This window comes from Natronococcus sp. JC468 (genome assembly GCF_012163165.1).
Taxonomy (GTDB): Archaea; Halobacteriota; Halobacteria; order Halobacteriales; family Natrialbaceae; genus Natronococcus; species Natronococcus jeotgali.
The window spans coordinates 1-13,818 of sequence record NZ_JAAVUO010000025.1 but is presented as its reverse complement, the minus strand read 5'-3'; the positions used below and the strand labels follow the sequence as shown (position 1 = coordinate 13,818).

The following is a 13,818-nucleotide window of genomic DNA, read 5'->3' as shown; positions in this document are numbered from 1 at the left end:
CCGATCAGGCTACTCCCCGAACCACTCCTGGGTGATCTCGTCGTACTCGCCGGACTCCTCGACGGCGGCGATCCCCTCGCTGAGCGCCTCCTGAAGGTCGCCGTCGTCCTGGCGGACGCCGAAGCCGTACTCCTCGCCGGTCTCGAACGTGAAGGCGACCTCGACCTCGCGGTCGTTCGCGAACGACTCGGCGACGGGTTCGTCGATCACGATCGCGTCCAGGGTGCCGCGCTCGAGTTCCTGGACGGCGAGGACGTAGTTGTCGTAGGAGGTGTAACTGACGTCGTCGCCGAGTTCGTCCTCGATGATCCCCTCACCCGTGGTTCCCGACTGGGCGCCGACCTCGAGGCCCTCGAGGTCCTCGAGGTCGCCGACCTCGACGTCCCCGCCGGACTGGACCAGCACCGACTGGTCGGCGCTGTAGTACGGCTCCGAGAAGGCGATCGTCTCCTGGCGCTCCTCGTTGATGGTCATCGCCGCGGCGATGACGTCGATGTTCTCGTTTTCGAGGGCGGGCATGAGCCCGTCGAACTCGAGTTCCTGCCAGTCGCCGAGTTCGTAGTCGGTCTCGGCGACGACGGCCTCGAGCAGGTCGATGTCGAAGCCGACGAGTTCGCCGTCGACGTTCATCTCGAACGGTTCGAACCCGGGCGCGGTTCCGGGGACGATCGTCTGGCCCCCATCACCGTTGCCGCCGTTGTCGCCTTCGCCGTCACCGTTCTCCGCGTCCTCGAGACAGCCGGCGAGGCCGATCGTCGTCGCGACCCCGGCTCCCCCGGCCAGCGTCAGGTACTCCCGCCTGTCGACTCTCCGCTGCTGGTCGCACATAGCTACGCTTCGATAGGGGATCTACTACTTAACACCTAGCGGTATCGACGACCGTGCTCGGCGGCGACGGTGGCGAAGACGGTGGTTGCAGGTCGGCACACACTTGTAGGGGCTCCGAGTAACGTTCAATAGATGGTCGAACTGGTCACGGTCGCGACGTTTCTGATCGCCGCAGCCGCCAGCCTCTTCATGGCGTGGGCGATCGGCGCCGGCTCGAGCGGCTCGACGCCGTTCGCGCCGGCGGTCGGGGCCAACGCGATCTCGGTGATGCGTGCCGGCTTCTTCGTCGGCATCCTCGGGTTCGCCGGCGCGGTACTGCAGGGAGCGAACGTCTCGGAGGCGGTCGGAACGGAGCTGATCGGCGGGGTGACGCTGTCGCCGGCGGCCGCGACGATCGCGCTGATCATCGCCGCGGGACTGGTCGCGATCGGCGTCTTCGCGGGGTATCCCATCGCGACGGCGTTTACCGTCACAGGCGCCGTCGTCGGCGTCGGGCTCTCGATGGGCGGCGATCCCGCCTGGACGAAGTACACCGAGATCGCCACCCTGTGGGTCCTGACGCCGTTCGTCGGCGGCGGAATCGCCTACGCGATCGCACGGGCGCTTCGAGCCGAATCGATCACCGAGGAGTCTCTCATCGTCGCGCTGGCGGCGCTGGTCGGCATCGTCGTCGCCAACATCGAGTTCGCCGTTCTCGGGCCGCCCGACGGCGGCGCGTCGATCGCTCAGAGCGCGAGCGGGTGGATACCCGGGCCCGAATTCGCCGGCGTCGCCGCCGCGACGGCGCTCATCGCGGCCATCTGGGCGGTGGTCATCGGCTTCGACCTCCGGGTCGGAACCGAACGCGGCGAGCGACACTTCCTTCTCGTGCTCGGCGGGCTCGTGGCGTTCTCGGCCGGGGGCAGCCAGGTCGGGCTCGCGATCGGACCGCTGATCCCGCTATCGGGGGATCTCGATCTCCCGTTGCTCGCCCTGCTCGTCGGCGGCGGGTTCGGTCTGTTGCTCGGTTCGTGGACCGGGGCGCCGCGGATGATCAAGGCGATCTCACAGGACTACTCCTCGCTGGGGCCGCGCCGATCGATCGCGGCCCTGATCCCGTCGTTCGTCATCGCGCAGGCGGCCGTGCTCTTCGGTATCCCCGTCTCGTTCAACGAGATCATCGTCAGCTCGATCATCGGAAGCGGGTACGCCGCCGGCTCCGGCGGCGGGGTCAGCGCCCAGAAGATGGGGTACACCGTACTCGCGTGGGTCCTCTCGCTGGCCGGCTCGATCGTCGTCTCGTTCGTCGGCTACCTCGCTATCGACACCCTCCTGCTCTGAAAGAGCCGACACCGAACAGCCTTTACACGATCGGCGGCGAGAGTCGGGTATGGACGCGTCCGAACCGCTCCGGTGGCGACGGGATCCCGATACCTCCCGCACCGTTCGTCTCCTGTGGTCGCTCGGCGTCGGGACCTTCTTCGCCGTGAGCACCATCATCATCTTCTGGCGGCTGTACGACATGGCCGGACAGGTCGGCGGACGATCGGTCGTCGCCGCCGCACTGGCCGCCGTCCTCGTCACGGGCGTCGCGTTCGCCCTCTCCGCCGACCAGCGGCACCTCGAGCGACTCGCCGAAAGGCTTCCCGTCTCGGACCCGTCCGACGTCTCGCTCGACCGCGCCAGGGACGCGATTCTGGGAACGACGGCGATGATCGTCGTCATCGGTTCCCTGATGCTCGTCGGACGGATCGTCTCCCAGCGGGGGCTGCTGGGCGACCTCGGCGCCGGTCCGTTCACCGGTCTGGCCGCGCTGACGCTTCCGATGGCGCTCGTGGCGCTGTTGCTCGCCTCGTTCTTGCGATCGGTCGGCGCCTACGATCCCGACGAACGAACGATCTACCTCTACGACCCCGACCAGGCGATCGACCTCGATGTGATAGAGGGGGCGTCCGTTCGCCGGATCGGCGACGTCGCGATCGTCAGCTTCGACTACGCACAGCCCGACGGGCGGTACGTGCAGGGTCCGCGACGGCTCGCCCTCCCCCCGCGGGTCGCCGACGAAGTCGTCGACGGCGTCGACGGTCGTTAGTTCGCGTCGGGCTCCTCGAGCTCGTCGACCTCCTCGTCGACCTCGTCGTAGTGTTCGAGCTTCTGCAGCCGAGCTTTCATGATGCGGGTGTTCTCGACGGTTTCGACGGTGATACGGACGCCGTCGAACTCGATCTCCTCGCCCTCCTCGACGAGCCGCCCCGCGCGGTTGAAGATGAAGCCGGCGATGGTCTCGAACTCCTCGCCCTCGGGGAGGTCGATCTCGAGGGCCTCGTTGACGTCCTCGATGTTGACCTCGCCGCGGACGAGAACGGTGTCGTCGTCGATCTCCTCGATGGGCTGTTCCTCGCCGCCCTCGAGGATCTCGCCGATGATCTCCTCGACCATGTCCTCCATCGTTACGAGCCCCTCGGTGGTGCCGAACTCGTCGATGACGATCGCCATGTGCATCCGGTTTTCGCGCATCTCGGTGAGCAACTCGTCGACGTTTTTCGACTCGGGAACGTGCAGCGTCGGCTGGATGAGGTCGGCGATCTCGAGGTCTTCGGTTTCGGCCTCTCCGTAGTTGAGATCGCGGACGAGATCGCGGATGTGAACGACGCCCTGCACGTTGTCGAGACTCCCCTCGTAGACCGGAACCCGGGCGTGCCCGCTCTGGATGCAGGTCTCGATCGCCTCGTCGATGCCGGCGTCCTTCGAGATCGCCGTCATGTCCAGTCGCGGGGTCATCACCTCCTTGACGATCGTCTGGTTGAACCGGAAGATCCGGGTGAGCATCTCGTGTTCCTCCTCCTCTAAGACGCCCTCGCGTTCGCCGGATTCGATCATCTCCTGGATCTCGTCGCGGGTGACGTAGGGCGACTCGATTGCGCCCGTCGAACCGGTGAGCTTGTTCACCTGTCTGGTGAGGTAGTCGAAGAGGACGATCAGGGGGTACAGCAGGTACTCGGTGGCCTTTAGCGGTTTCGAGATGCGAATCGACCACGATTCGGTGTTCTCGACCGCGTACGATTTCGGCACGCTCTCGCCGAACAGAAGGACGACCGACGTCACCCCGAAGGTCGCGAGGACCACGCCGACCAGGCCGCCAAAGTAGATCGAGAGCAGGGCCGTCGCGATCGACGACATCGCGATGTTGACGATGTTGTTCCCCACGAGAATCGTCACGAGCAACCGGTGGGGATCGTCCTTCAGCGACTTGACCAGCGCGGCGCCCTCGATGCCGTCCTCGACCATCGTCTCGAGGCGGTGTTTCGGGAGGTTGAACAGCGCGATCTCGGAGGAGGAGAAGAACGCCGAGAGTCCGAGCAGGACGACGAGGACAAGCACCCCGAGGATCGTCACGAGCGACTCATCGACCTCGAGTCCGACGACCGGGAGCTCGTAGGCGGCGAGCACGACCTCGAGCAGCGAAGACAACGCCATTGATGTACTGACTTGCCACCCGATCGGTTAACCGTTTACCATTCGACACTGCGGTTCCGGCGACGATACGTTTACCCGATCGGTTCCCGAACGAACGACTATGTCCGAGCTAACCGACGGGGAGCCGGCGATCACCTTCTATCGGCTCCAGGGGTGTCCGTTCTGCGAGCGCGTCACTCGCACGCTCGAGGAGCAGGGACTGGACTACCGCTCGCGGTTCGTCGAGCCGCTTCACTCGCGGCGCGACGTCGTCAAACGCGTCGCCGGAGTCCGCACTGTGCCCGTGATCGTCGACGACGGGACCGGGGTGACGATGGCCGAGAGCGCGAACATCGTCGACTACCTCGAATCGACCTACGGCGACGACCCGGAGACCGATCCGACGGCCGCGACGCGGGCGGCCGACGCCGGAGGTGAGGACTGATGCCGGAGTTCGACGTCGTCGAGCTCGAACCAGCCGACCACCTCGAGCCTGGCGAGTCGGCCCCCGAGTTCACCAGACCGCTCGTCACCGCCGAGTTCTGGGAGGACCGCTCGCTCGCGGAGCTGGTCGACGGGCGAACCATCCTCGTGTTCACGCCGATGGTCGGCTCGTTCGTCGCCAAGTACGTCTGGGACGAGCTGGCCGAGCGGGGGTGGCTCGAGCGCGAGGACCGCGTCGTCGGCGTCGCGGCCTCGACCCCCTACGGCATCTCGCGGTTTCTCGACGAGAACGACCTCGCGGCCGAGATTTTCGCCGACCCGGCCAACGACGTCGCCGCCGAGTACGGGATCGTCCACGACCTCGACGGGATGACCGGCATCGGCGAGTCTCGGCTCGCGTTCGTCGCTCTCGACGCCGATCGGACCATCGAGTCGATCTGGGTTGCCGAGGAGTGGCCCGAGTTCCCCGACTACGACGAACTCGAGGCCGAACTCGGACTCGACTGACGGTGCGCTTTTGCCGTCGCCGACTCGAGTGGGCAGTATGAGCGAACTCGAGTCCGCCGCCGCGGCGATCCGGAGCGGCGAGCTGGTCGTCTACCCGACCGAGACCGTCTACGGTCTCGGCGCGAACGCCGTCGACGCCGACGCCGTCGAGCGCGTGTTCGAGGCGAAGGGGAGAGACCGGTCGAAACCGATCTCGATGGCCGTCCCGTCGGTGCCCGCCGCGTTCGAGTACGTCCGCGCGAGTTCCCGCGAACGGGAGTTCATGGCGACGTTCCTGCCGGGGCCCGTAACCGTCCTCTGTCGGCGCCGCGAGGCGGTTCCCGACATGCTGACGTCGGGACGGGACCGGGTCGGGATCAGGGTCCCCGACCACCCCCTCGCGCTCCGGCTCTGCGAGCGCGCCGGAACGCCGATCACCGCGACGAGCGCGAACGAAAGCGGGAGCGGGAGCGTCCGCCGTCCGGACGCGCTCGACCCGGCGTTTCGCGAGCGCGTCGCGGCCGTCGTCGACGGTGGCGAGACCCCGGGCACCGAGAGCACCGTCGTCGACGTCTCGAGCGGAACGATCCACCGCCGGGGCGCGCGGGCCGACGAGATCGAGCGCTGGCTCGAGAGCCACTAACCGAACCCGAGCAGGGATCGCAGGGTCCGGGTCCTGACGCCGCACTCGTCGGCGAACTCGCAGGTCTCGCACTTCGAGCGGTTGTCGATCCTGGCTGGCGGGCCGTCGAGTTCCCGGACCGTCCGTAGCGTCCGCCGGTAGCGAGCCTTGCGACGGGTCGTCAGCGAGATCCGACGGATCGTCCCGGAGGCGGGGTACTCGAGCCAGGCGCCCTCGACCGTCCGCTGGTGCTCCCAGGCCAGGGCCTTCGCCGCGGCGACTGCGTGGACGGACTGGGGCTCCCAGACGCCGTTCGTCGGCGGTTTCCCCGCCGAGACGAGGACGGGCACGAGGGGGTCCTCGAGCACCTTGTGGACGATCCCGCGACAGCGCCGTCCGGACGCGAGGACGTCCCGGGCGACTGGATCACGGAGCCGCTCCCAGTGGCCGTCCGCGACGAGACGCTCCCGGGCGGCGTCGAGGCGGTCGCGGTAGGTCGCCGGCGGAACGGCGATCGGCTCGCCGGCGAGGTCGTGACCGTCCTCGAGCAGCGTCTCGTACCGACGCTCGAGGTCGCGGATCTCGGCGACCTCGGGCGGAGGCTCGCGCTCGTCGGCGTCGAGTCGTCGCTGGTAGTAACACTTTCGCGGGCAGTAGGCGGCCGTCCGCAGGTCGCTAAACGGGACGTGGGCTCGGGACACGAGCTCTCTGGCCGCCCCTTCCTATAAGAACCCTCGCCGTCGCTCGAGCGGTTTCGGTCGGGCGATCGACCCGCGGCCGACCGGAGCGGGCGATAGTTCGCGGCTAGAAATCGACGTCGGTCTCCATCCCCTCGGTCGCGTCCTCGAGTCCGTCCTCGCGGACGTCGGTCGCCATCCGTTCGGAGAGGTCGGCGTCGGCGAGGATGCTGTCGAACTCGTCGCGGTAGCGGTCGTTGGCTGCGCGGGACTCGTCTCGAGCCGCGGCGACCCGTCGGTAGCGTTCGATCTCCGGCTCGCTGACGCCGTACTCCTCGGCCAGCGCCGCATTATCCTCCTCGCGCTGACGGATCGCGACGAGGTCGACCTCGTCGGCGTCGTCCTCGTCGACGAGGTGCAGGGACAGTCGGGCCTCGAAGACGTCGTCCTCGTCGACGCCGAGTTCGTCGGCGAGCGCGGCGTCCGAGCGACCCTCGTAGAACCCCTCTGCGATCTCGACGTACTCTCCGGTCCGGAACGGTCCCTCGAGCCCGTAGCGCTCGTTCATCTGCGTCACGACGCTCTCGAGGCGTTCCCGGTCGGTTCGTTCGTCCTTCTCGAGCGAGCCGCGGTCGTCTTCCTGGGCCTCGGTAACGGTCTCCTCGCCGTCGGTAACGTCGGTGAAGAGGTCGCGGAGTTCCTCGGTTTTATCGTTCATGGATGGACACTCGCGGGAGGCGGCCATATAAGCCTGTTGGCAGTCCGTGCCGTCGATTTCGGAACGCGACGGCGGCGATCGGAGTCTCGCAGTTCGTACCGTCGCAAGACGTCGTTCGCTTTCGCCCGGGCGTATCGGGAGCGAACGTGTAAACTGAGAATCCCCATACAATTTACGCGGTACGGCGGCGATGTGGGACGGACAAACTCGTGACAAGTATTAAGTCACGGCTCCCCGCCTAATTGAACATGAACGTCCTCGCGCAGACGGAGGTGACGAGGGAGACCTACTGGGGGCTCAGTAGCACGGAGTACGCGCTGTTCTATCTCCTGGCGACCATGACGATCCTCGTCTTCCTCTCCGGAGTGTACAGCCGGTTCGCACGGTACACCGCCGGCGACGACGACCCGTTCGCCCGCCTCGACGACCTCGCGAGCCGAATCGTCTCGAGCACGAAGATCGTGCTCTCGAACGAGAAACAGTTCGACAGGGACCTCTACGGCGGGCTGATGCACGCCTTTATCATGTGGGGGTTCCTGACGCTGCTGATCGCGACCACGATCCTGATGATCGACGAGTACGCCGCCCAGAAGGTCCTGCAGGCGACGTTCTGGGAGGGCGAGTTCTATCTCGCCTACCAGTTCGTTGTCGACGCGATGGGACTACTCTTCGTCGTCGGGATCGGAATGGCGATCTACCGCCGCTACTGGGTGCGCAACGAACGCCTCTGGGGCCGCCACACCTCCAGTGAGGACGACCTCTTCATCTGGACGCTGTTCGGACTCGGCGTCGGCGGCTTCCTGCTCGAGGGGCTGCGCATCTACGCGACGGGGATGCCCGACCACGAGATCGTCAGCTTCGTCGGCTGGGGGATCGCCTCGCTTTTCGGGGCGGTCGGTCTTCCCGTCCTCGAGGGGACGGCGACCGATCCGAACCACGTCACTCTGGGCGTCTTCGGGTTCAACGCCGAAACCGTCCACTGGCTGACCTGGTGGTCCCACTCGCTGCTCGCGCTGTTTTTCATCGCGTGGATCCCGTACGCCAAGCCGTTCCACATGCTGTCGTCGTTCGCCAACGTCGTCACCCGCGACGAGAACGCGGGGAAGCGACTCCCGAACGTTCCCGCCGACCTCGACGCGACCAACGCCGAGTCCATCGACGACTTCACCTGGAAGGAACTGCTCGACCAGGACGCCTGCACCAAGTGCGGGCGCTGTTCGTCGGTCTGTCCCGCCAAGGCCTCCGACCGCCCGCTCGATCCGCGCAACGTCATCCTCGATCTCAAGAAGTATCGCGAACACCGCGCCGAGGGCGGCGAGGAGCAACCGATCATCGCCGACGGCGGCACCAGCGTGATCGACACGGAGACGATGGAGTCCTGCATGGCCTGTATGGCCTGCATGGACGCCTGTCCCGTCGAGATCGAGCACCTCCAGTCCTTTACGCGGCTCAACCGCCAGATGACCGACCAGGGCGACATCGCCCCTAGCATGCAGGACGTCTTCCAGAACGTCATGCAGAACGGCAACACCTTCGGCGACAGCCCCCGAAACCGGGCCGACTGGGCCGACGACCTCGAGTTCGACGTCGCGGATGCTCGCGAGGAGAAGGTCGACTACCTCTGGTACGTCGGCGACTACCCGAGCTACGACGACCGCAACAAGAAGGTCGCCCGCTCGCTAGCGACGATCCTCCAGGAGGCCGACGTCAGCTTCGGCATCCTCTTCGACGACGAGAAGTACGACGGCAACGACATCCGCCGGGTCGGCGAGGAGTTCCTCTACATCGAACTCGCGGGCCACCACGTCGAGACCTGGGAGGACTGCGAGTTCGAGAAGATCGTCTGTACGGACCCCCACTCCTACAACACGTTCGAGAACGAGTACCCCGAGCTCGACTTCGAGGAGTTCGCCGACGACCCGATGATGCCGTTCGACTACGAAGACGAGTGGAACGCCGACAGCGAGGTCGACGTGCTCCACTGGACCCAGGCGGTGGAGGAAGTCGTCTCCGAGGGCGGGCTCGAGCTCACCGGTACCGAACTCGACTACACGGTCACCTACCACGACCCGTGCCACCTCGGGCGATACAACGACGAGTACGAGGCTCCCCGCGAACTCATCAGAGCGACGGGCTGTACGCTCGAGGAGATGCCCCGTAACCGCGCCAATTCCTTTTGCTGTGGCGGGGGCGGCGGCGGGCTCTGGATGGACTTCGAGGAGGATCCCAAGCCCAGCGAGGAACGGATTCGAGAGGCCCTCGAGGACACCGACGCCGGCTCGGGGATCGAGAAGTTCGTCGTCGCCTGTCCGATGTGTATGACGATGTACGAGGACGGGCGCAAGACCGGCGGCTTCGAGGACGACATCGAGATCGTCGACGTCGCCGAGTTGCTCGTCGAGGCGATCGGCGCCCGGGAGAAGGCGGGGCTCGAGGTTGCGGCGGAGTAGCCGACTGTCGGTTTTCGACCGGAGGGCCCCCTGGTGTGCCCGAACGTAGTTTCGGTACCGCTACTCGCTCGTGATCGTTTCGGGGTCGATTCGATCGACGAGACCGTCGAAATCGTCGTCGAAGCTGAGCACGGCGTCGAGATTGTAGTCCTCGACGAGTGCGATCGTACTCGCATCCGTGAAACTGAGCGAGTGGTCGGCATACCGCTCGAACGTCTCGAGCGTCGCCTCGAACAGTTCCGGCGTTATCGTCGCGAGTTCGATTCGGTCGGGATACGATCCGCGTCCGAGGATGCGCCGACCGAGGGTCCAGGCGTCGTCGTAGCTTCCGGTTCGAGTTCGCGTGAGCGTTATCGCTTCGTCGAACACGTAGTCGCTCGTGTACGGTTGCCCGAATCGTCCCGTCAGAACCGCACGCATTGCGTCCGTCGCCGCGTCGTGTCTCGCCGCTGCGACATCGTGGTGTGCAAAGAACACTCCGGTGTCGATGAAGACCGTCATTCGCCGTACAACACGTCGTCGATCTCGTCTTCGTTCGTCTCGACGCCCGAATCTACCGTTCCGGAGAGCCACTGATCGATCTCCTCGTCGGACAGCGATTCGAAATCGTCGCGGAACGACTCGATCAGTTCGTCCTTCGACTCGTACGTATCGGTGACGATTCGCTCGAGCAGTTCCTGTTGCGTGACGTTCTGACCTGTCTCGAGTCGGATCTCCGCCTGTAACTCCTCGAGTCGCGATTTCGTCGTGTCGGTGACTTTGACCGAGGTGCTCATAGCGGCTAGTAGCGGATGCTACTGAGAAAACTGTTCCGCTGGATTCGATCCGGCCACTCGGAAATCGGGGCCGAGGGTGCAAACATACCTTTTTGCTGCGGGTCCTCGCTCCTGGGGTCGCTCGAAGCGCTTGCAAAAATCTACGCTAAAAAACCGCTCGCTTCCGCTGGTCGCTCGCGGGTGCTGCGCTCGACAACCGGCTACGGCGGTATCAGTTCCGTCTGTACCGATCAATCCGAGGATCCGGCTTGCGTCGACGTCGCTCCGCTCGAGGTAGCCTCGGCCGACTGCAGTTCCGCCACGTACTCGAGGAAGTTCTCGAAGACGAGCTTCGCCTCGCACGCGCTCCGGTAGTTCTCGTCGGTGATCTCCGCGAGCACCGAGTCGCGCCGTTCGTCGGACAGGTCCTTGCGGTGGACGAGCTCGCGGGCCGTCTTCCGGTCGTACTCGGGGTGGAACTGGACGCCGAAGACCCGGTCCTTGCGGAAGCCGTGGTTGGAGTACTCGTTCGCGGCGAGGGGTTCGGCGCCGTCGGGCAGCGCCGACACCTCGTCGGCGTGGCTCGTGAAGGCAGTGAACTCGCTCGAGATCCCCTCGAACAGCCGAGACTCCCCGGAGCGTTCGATCTCGCTGTAGCCTACCTCGTAGGCACCCATGTCCGCGACGGTCCCGCCGAGGACGTCCGCAAGCAGCTGGTGGCCCCAGCAGACGCCGAGGAACGGTACGTCGCGAGCGATCGCCTCCTCGACCCACTCCTTGGTGGCGGCGATCCATTCTTCCTCCCAGTAGACCGACGTTCGCGACCCCGTGACGACGGCGCCGTCGAAGGCGAACGTCTCGGGTAGCTCCCCCTGCGTGATGTCGAACTCCGCCAGCGAGGCGTCGAGTTCGCGTCGAAAGTTTCTCGTGGTGTTCGCGTCCTCGTGAGCCGCGTTCAGGACGGCGATACGAAGCTGATCCATCACGACACCCTGGCCGCTCGGAGGAAAAATGCCTTCTGCTACGGCCGGACGTTGCCGGAAGTTCGGAGCGGCCGGAGTCCTCGAGTCGCACCGATCCGAGGACGCTCACGCGCGGCGGTAACTCCCGTCGTCTCCCCGGCGGAACCGCTCGCCGGTGTCGAACCAGCCGTCGACGAACCCCGAAACGTCGCTCGACTCCGCCTCGTCGCCGTCGCGATCGGCGGCAGGCGTTGCGTACCCGTCGGCGACCACCGGGCCGGACAGCCGTAACCGTCCCGTGGCCTCGCCCTCGAGGACCGCTCCCTCCTCGTCGACGAGTTGCGCGTCGCAGTCGAGGACGGACATGCCGACCGTGTCGGCGTCGGTCGCTCCCGACACCGTCCGGGTCGTCGCCGTCGGGCACGCCGGAGTCCCGTAGGCCCGCGAGACCGAAACGCCGTGCTCGAGCAGCGTCTCGACGGGTGCTTCCTCGACGGTGTGATCGCAGATCGCGCGCTCGAGGCCCGCCAGCGCGGCGGCGTTCTCGTCGGCCGCGAGTTCGCGGATCGGCGCCCGTCCGCCGGAGACGACCGTCACCCCGCTCTCGTCGATCGCCGTCAGCGTGTCGCCGGGGTCGAACGCGCGGTCAAGCAGGAGCCGGCCGCCGGCGTACAGCAAGGGGAGCGCGGTTCGGAACAGCCCGCCGGCCGTCGACAGCGGGTCGAGGACGAACCCCGAATCCTCGCGGGAGAGTCCCCACTCGAGGACGGCGTCGATGCAGTTCCACTCGATGGTCGCCGCCGAGAGGGTCGCGATCGGTGCTCCGGCGTCGCCGTGGATCGCGAGAAGGGGCGCGGCGTCGGTTCGTTCCGTTCCGCCGTCGACGGTCGACGCGTCGGCTTCCACGAGCTCCTCGAGCGTGACGGTTCTGTCGTACGGAATCGAGCGCACGAGGTCGCGCTGGGCGCTCTCGGCGACGACGACGGCGGGCTCGAGGACCTCGAACGGTCGAGTGACGGTCGCGGGCGTCAAGCGGTGAGAGATCGGAGCGAGCGTCGCCCCGAGCCGGCGGCAGGCGAACACGAGCGCCAGCGAGGCCACCCGGTTTCGGGTGACCAGACAGACGGTGTCGCCGGGGTCGACGCCACGGTTCTCGAGCGCGCCCGCGAGCCGACCCGCGATACGAGACAGTTCCGCGTAGGTGACGCGGTCCTCGTGGACGGTCTCGGCCGGCGCGTAGAGGCGGTCCTCGGAGGCGTCGACGATCGCCGTTCGGTCCGGAACGCGCTCGGCGCGGCGAGCCAGCGAGAGGGTCACGGCAGTGTCTTCGGCGGCTAGCGCCGTAGTAGCATGGGGGGACAATCGCAAGCCGGAATCGATCGTTCAGCGGTCGCTACTCGAGCGCTCCTCGAGAAAGCCCAGCAGCCGATCGTTGACCGTCCGCGAGCGCTCGATCCCGACGAGGTGGCCCGCGTCCTCGAGCGGGACGAACTCGCCGCGGGGCAGTCCGGCCGCCAGCTCGCGCCCCGCCTCGACCGGGACGAGCGCGTCTTCGGTGCCGTGGAGGACGCGGGCGGGCAGGGTCACCTCGACGAGCCAGTCGCCGGCGTCGAACCCCTCGAGGGCGGCGAGCTGTGCCTCCCACCCCGCGGGGGCGGCGTCGCCCTCGGCGCGCCAGTCGACGATCCCGTCGAGGACGTCGGGCTGGGATTCCCGGAAGTCCGCCGAGAGCCCCGCCTCGAGCGAGTCCCAAAGCGCCGCACGGTCGTCGGGGGCGGCGAGCAGGGGCTCGAGGTCGAACGCCGAACCCCGGGCCGCGGCGCCGAGGACGGACAGCGTCGCGACACGGGTCGACTCCCGGGCGGCCGCGAGCGCGACGGCACCGCCCAGTCCGGCGCCGACGAGGTGGGCGTTCCGGGCGTCGACGGCGGCCAGGATCGTCTCGAGGTCCGCGACGAGCGTCGCCATCGAGTACGGTCCGGGCGGCGCGTCGGAGCGGCCGGTTCCCCGGAGGTCCCAGACGACGGTCTCGTAGGGCCCGGTCAGCGCGGCGTGTTGCCACCCCCACGACCAGCCGCCGAGGCCGGCCTCCGAGACGAACACGACGGGTTCACCGTCGCCCTCGCCCTCGCGGCGGTAGTACAGCGAGACGCTCCCGTTCGAGACGGTAGACATGTGCGACCGAAGGCGAGCCGCGAGGAAAGAAGCCGCGGTCGAACGTTGGGTTCAGACGTTCAACACGTTGCGCAACACGTCCGGGGCGTCCTCGAGGGCGTCGTCCAGTTCCTCGACGTTCGGGCCCCCGCCTTGCGCGAAGTCCGGCGGGCCGCCGCCGCCGCCGCCGACTCTCGAGGCGAGTTCGGCCGCGGCCCCCCCCCCGGCGGCGCCCCCGGCGGCGGGGCCCCGAACACGGGACCGGGGGCCGGTCTTCCCCCCCCCCC

16 protein-coding genes are annotated in these 13,818 nt (G+C 67.2%); 6 read left to right on the top strand and 10 right to left on the bottom strand.

All coding sequences use genetic code 11. The annotated features are described in order from the left end of the window. Positions 1–9 precede the first annotated feature (9 nt). Positions 10–828: a basic amino acid ABC transporter substrate-binding protein gene (locus tag GWG54_RS14150; RefSeq protein ID WP_167938390.1), complete on the bottom strand. Its 819-nt coding sequence runs from the start codon at positions 826–828 to the stop codon at positions 10–12. Positions 829–960: 132 nt separating this feature from the next. Here GWG54_RS14150 and GWG54_RS14145 point away from each other — a divergent pair, with 132 nt between their 5' ends. After that, positions 961–2,148, top strand: a complete 1,188-nt coding sequence (locus GWG54_RS14145) for an inorganic phosphate transporter (RefSeq protein ID WP_167938389.1) — start codon at positions 961–963, stop codon at positions 2,146–2,148. A 49-nt stretch (positions 2,149–2,197) separates the two neighbouring features. Further along, positions 2,198–2,899 (top strand): hypothetical protein, encoded by a 702-nt coding sequence (locus GWG54_RS14140; protein ID WP_167938388.1) that lies wholly within the window; start codon positions 2,198–2,200, stop codon positions 2,897–2,899. Here the strand turns inward: GWG54_RS14140 and GWG54_RS14135 are convergent. Continuing rightward, complete coding sequence (locus GWG54_RS14135; RefSeq protein ID WP_167938387.1) at positions 2,896–4,284, bottom strand: hemolysin family protein; 1,389 nt, start codon at positions 4,282–4,284, stop codon at positions 2,896–2,898. The two genes, GWG54_RS14140 and GWG54_RS14135, sit on opposite strands and share 4 nt — an antisense overlap. Positions 4,285–4,384: 100 nt before the next feature. Between GWG54_RS14135 and GWG54_RS14130 the strand changes: the two genes are divergently transcribed. From GWG54_RS14130 to GWG54_RS14120, 3 genes are read left to right on the top strand one after another with little or no spacing between them, the layout of a single operon-like run. Next, positions 4,385–4,708: a glutaredoxin gene (locus GWG54_RS14130; RefSeq protein WP_167938386.1), complete on the top strand. Its 324-nt coding sequence runs from the start codon at positions 4,385–4,387 to the stop codon at positions 4,706–4,708. Further along, positions 4,708–5,214: a redoxin domain-containing protein gene (locus GWG54_RS14125; RefSeq protein WP_167938385.1), complete on the top strand. Its 507-nt coding sequence runs from the start codon at positions 4,708–4,710 to the stop codon at positions 5,212–5,214. The genes GWG54_RS14130 and GWG54_RS14125 overlap by 1 nt, the downstream gene beginning before the upstream one ends. A 37-nt stretch (positions 5,215–5,251) precedes the next feature. Continuing rightward, positions 5,252–5,836 carry an L-threonylcarbamoyladenylate synthase gene (locus GWG54_RS14120; protein WP_167938384.1) on the top strand — a complete coding sequence of 195 codons (585 nt, stop codon included), beginning with the start codon at positions 5,252–5,254 and terminating at the stop codon, positions 5,834–5,836. Here GWG54_RS14120 and GWG54_RS14115 read toward each other — a convergent pair. Further along, a complete protein-coding gene (locus GWG54_RS14115) occupies positions 5,833–6,516 on the bottom strand; it encodes a hypothetical protein (protein WP_167938383.1) in 684 nt (227 codons plus the stop codon). The genes GWG54_RS14120 and GWG54_RS14115 overlap by 4 nt on opposite strands. A 103-nt stretch (positions 6,517–6,619) precedes the next feature. After that, positions 6,620–7,210 (bottom strand): conditioned medium-induced protein 4, encoded by a 591-nt coding sequence (locus GWG54_RS14110; protein ID WP_167938382.1) that lies wholly within the window; start codon positions 7,208–7,210, stop codon positions 6,620–6,622. 248 nt (positions 7,211–7,458) lie between these two features. Here GWG54_RS14110 and GWG54_RS14105 point away from each other — a divergent pair, with 248 nt between their 5' ends. Beyond that, positions 7,459–9,660 carry a (Fe-S)-binding protein gene (locus GWG54_RS14105; protein ID WP_167938381.1) on the top strand — a complete coding sequence of 734 codons (2,202 nt, stop codon included), beginning with the start codon at positions 7,459–7,461 and terminating at the stop codon, positions 9,658–9,660. Between the two features lie 60 nt (positions 9,661–9,720). On the opposite strand, the gene GWG54_RS14100 is transcribed toward GWG54_RS14105, so the two are convergent. The 6 genes from GWG54_RS14100 to GWG54_RS20890 form a co-directional block, all read right to left on the bottom strand. Further along, a complete protein-coding gene (locus GWG54_RS14100) occupies positions 9,721–10,161 on the bottom strand; it encodes a type II toxin-antitoxin system VapC family toxin (RefSeq protein ID WP_167938380.1) in 441 nt (146 codons plus the stop codon). Continuing rightward, entirely contained in the window at positions 10,158–10,436 is a 279-nt protein-coding gene (locus GWG54_RS14095; protein WP_167938379.1) for a hypothetical protein, read from the bottom strand. The genes GWG54_RS14100 and GWG54_RS14095 overlap by 4 nt, the downstream gene beginning before the upstream one ends. Before the next feature lie 230 nt (positions 10,437–10,666). Further along, the gene (locus tag GWG54_RS14090; RefSeq protein WP_167938378.1) at positions 10,667–11,398 is read right to left on the bottom strand and encodes a type 1 glutamine amidotransferase; all 732 of its coding nucleotides are present in this window, start codon (positions 11,396–11,398) and stop codon (positions 10,667–10,669) included. A gap of 105 nt (positions 11,399–11,503) precedes the next feature. Further along, positions 11,504–12,694, bottom strand: a complete 1,191-nt coding sequence (locus GWG54_RS14085) for an AMP-binding protein (RefSeq protein ID WP_167938377.1) — start codon at positions 12,692–12,694, stop codon at positions 11,504–11,506. A 66-nt stretch (positions 12,695–12,760) separates the two neighbouring features. Continuing rightward, positions 12,761–13,552, bottom strand: coding sequence for an alpha/beta fold hydrolase (locus GWG54_RS14080; RefSeq protein WP_167938376.1), 792 nt, complete (start codon positions 13,550–13,552; stop codon positions 12,761–12,763). Positions 13,553–13,603: 51 nt separating this feature from the next. Then, positions 13,604–13,818: DHHA1 domain-containing protein (locus GWG54_RS20890; protein ID WP_245242813.1), on the bottom strand; the 215-nt coding region annotated here is incomplete at its 5' end.

What these genes read in the sequence shown, in the direction of transcription:
- GWG54_RS14080 (WP_167938376.1), bottom strand. Translation starts at nt 13,552, where the DNA reads ATGTCTACCGTCTCGAACGGGAGCGTCTCGCTGTACTACCGCCGCGAG.
- GWG54_RS14100 (WP_167938380.1), bottom strand. Translation starts at nt 10,161, where the DNA reads ATGACGGTCTTCATCGACACCGGAGTGTTCTTTGCACACCACGATGTC.
- GWG54_RS14135 (WP_167938387.1), bottom strand. Translation starts at nt 4,284, where the DNA reads ATGGCGTTGTCTTCGCTGCTCGAGGTCGTGCTCGCCGCCTACGAGCTC.
- GWG54_RS14120 (WP_167938384.1), top strand. Translation starts at nt 5,252, where the DNA reads ATGAGCGAACTCGAGTCCGCCGCCGCGGCGATCCGGAGCGGCGAGCTG.
- GWG54_RS14140 (WP_167938388.1), top strand. Translation starts at nt 2,198, where the DNA reads ATGGACGCGTCCGAACCGCTCCGGTGGCGACGGGATCCCGATACCTCC.
- GWG54_RS14110 (WP_167938382.1), bottom strand. Translation starts at nt 7,210, where the DNA reads ATGAACGATAAAACCGAGGAACTCCGCGACCTCTTCACCGACGTTACC.
- GWG54_RS14095 (WP_167938379.1), bottom strand. Translation starts at nt 10,436, where the DNA reads ATGAGCACCTCGGTCAAAGTCACCGACACGACGAAATCGCGACTCGAG.
- GWG54_RS14130 (WP_167938386.1), top strand. Translation starts at nt 4,385, where the DNA reads ATGTCCGAGCTAACCGACGGGGAGCCGGCGATCACCTTCTATCGGCTC.
- GWG54_RS14145 (WP_167938389.1), top strand. Translation starts at nt 961, where the DNA reads ATGGTCGAACTGGTCACGGTCGCGACGTTTCTGATCGCCGCAGCCGCC.
- GWG54_RS14090 (WP_167938378.1), bottom strand. Translation starts at nt 11,398, where the DNA reads ATGGATCAGCTTCGTATCGCCGTCCTGAACGCGGCTCACGAGGACGCG.
- GWG54_RS14150 (WP_167938390.1), bottom strand. Translation starts at nt 828, where the DNA reads ATGTGCGACCAGCAGCGGAGAGTCGACAGGCGGGAGTACCTGACGCTG.
- GWG54_RS14105 (WP_167938381.1), top strand. Translation starts at nt 7,459, where the DNA reads ATGAACGTCCTCGCGCAGACGGAGGTGACGAGGGAGACCTACTGGGGG.
- GWG54_RS14125 (WP_167938385.1), top strand. Translation starts at nt 4,708, where the DNA reads ATGCCGGAGTTCGACGTCGTCGAGCTCGAACCAGCCGACCACCTCGAG.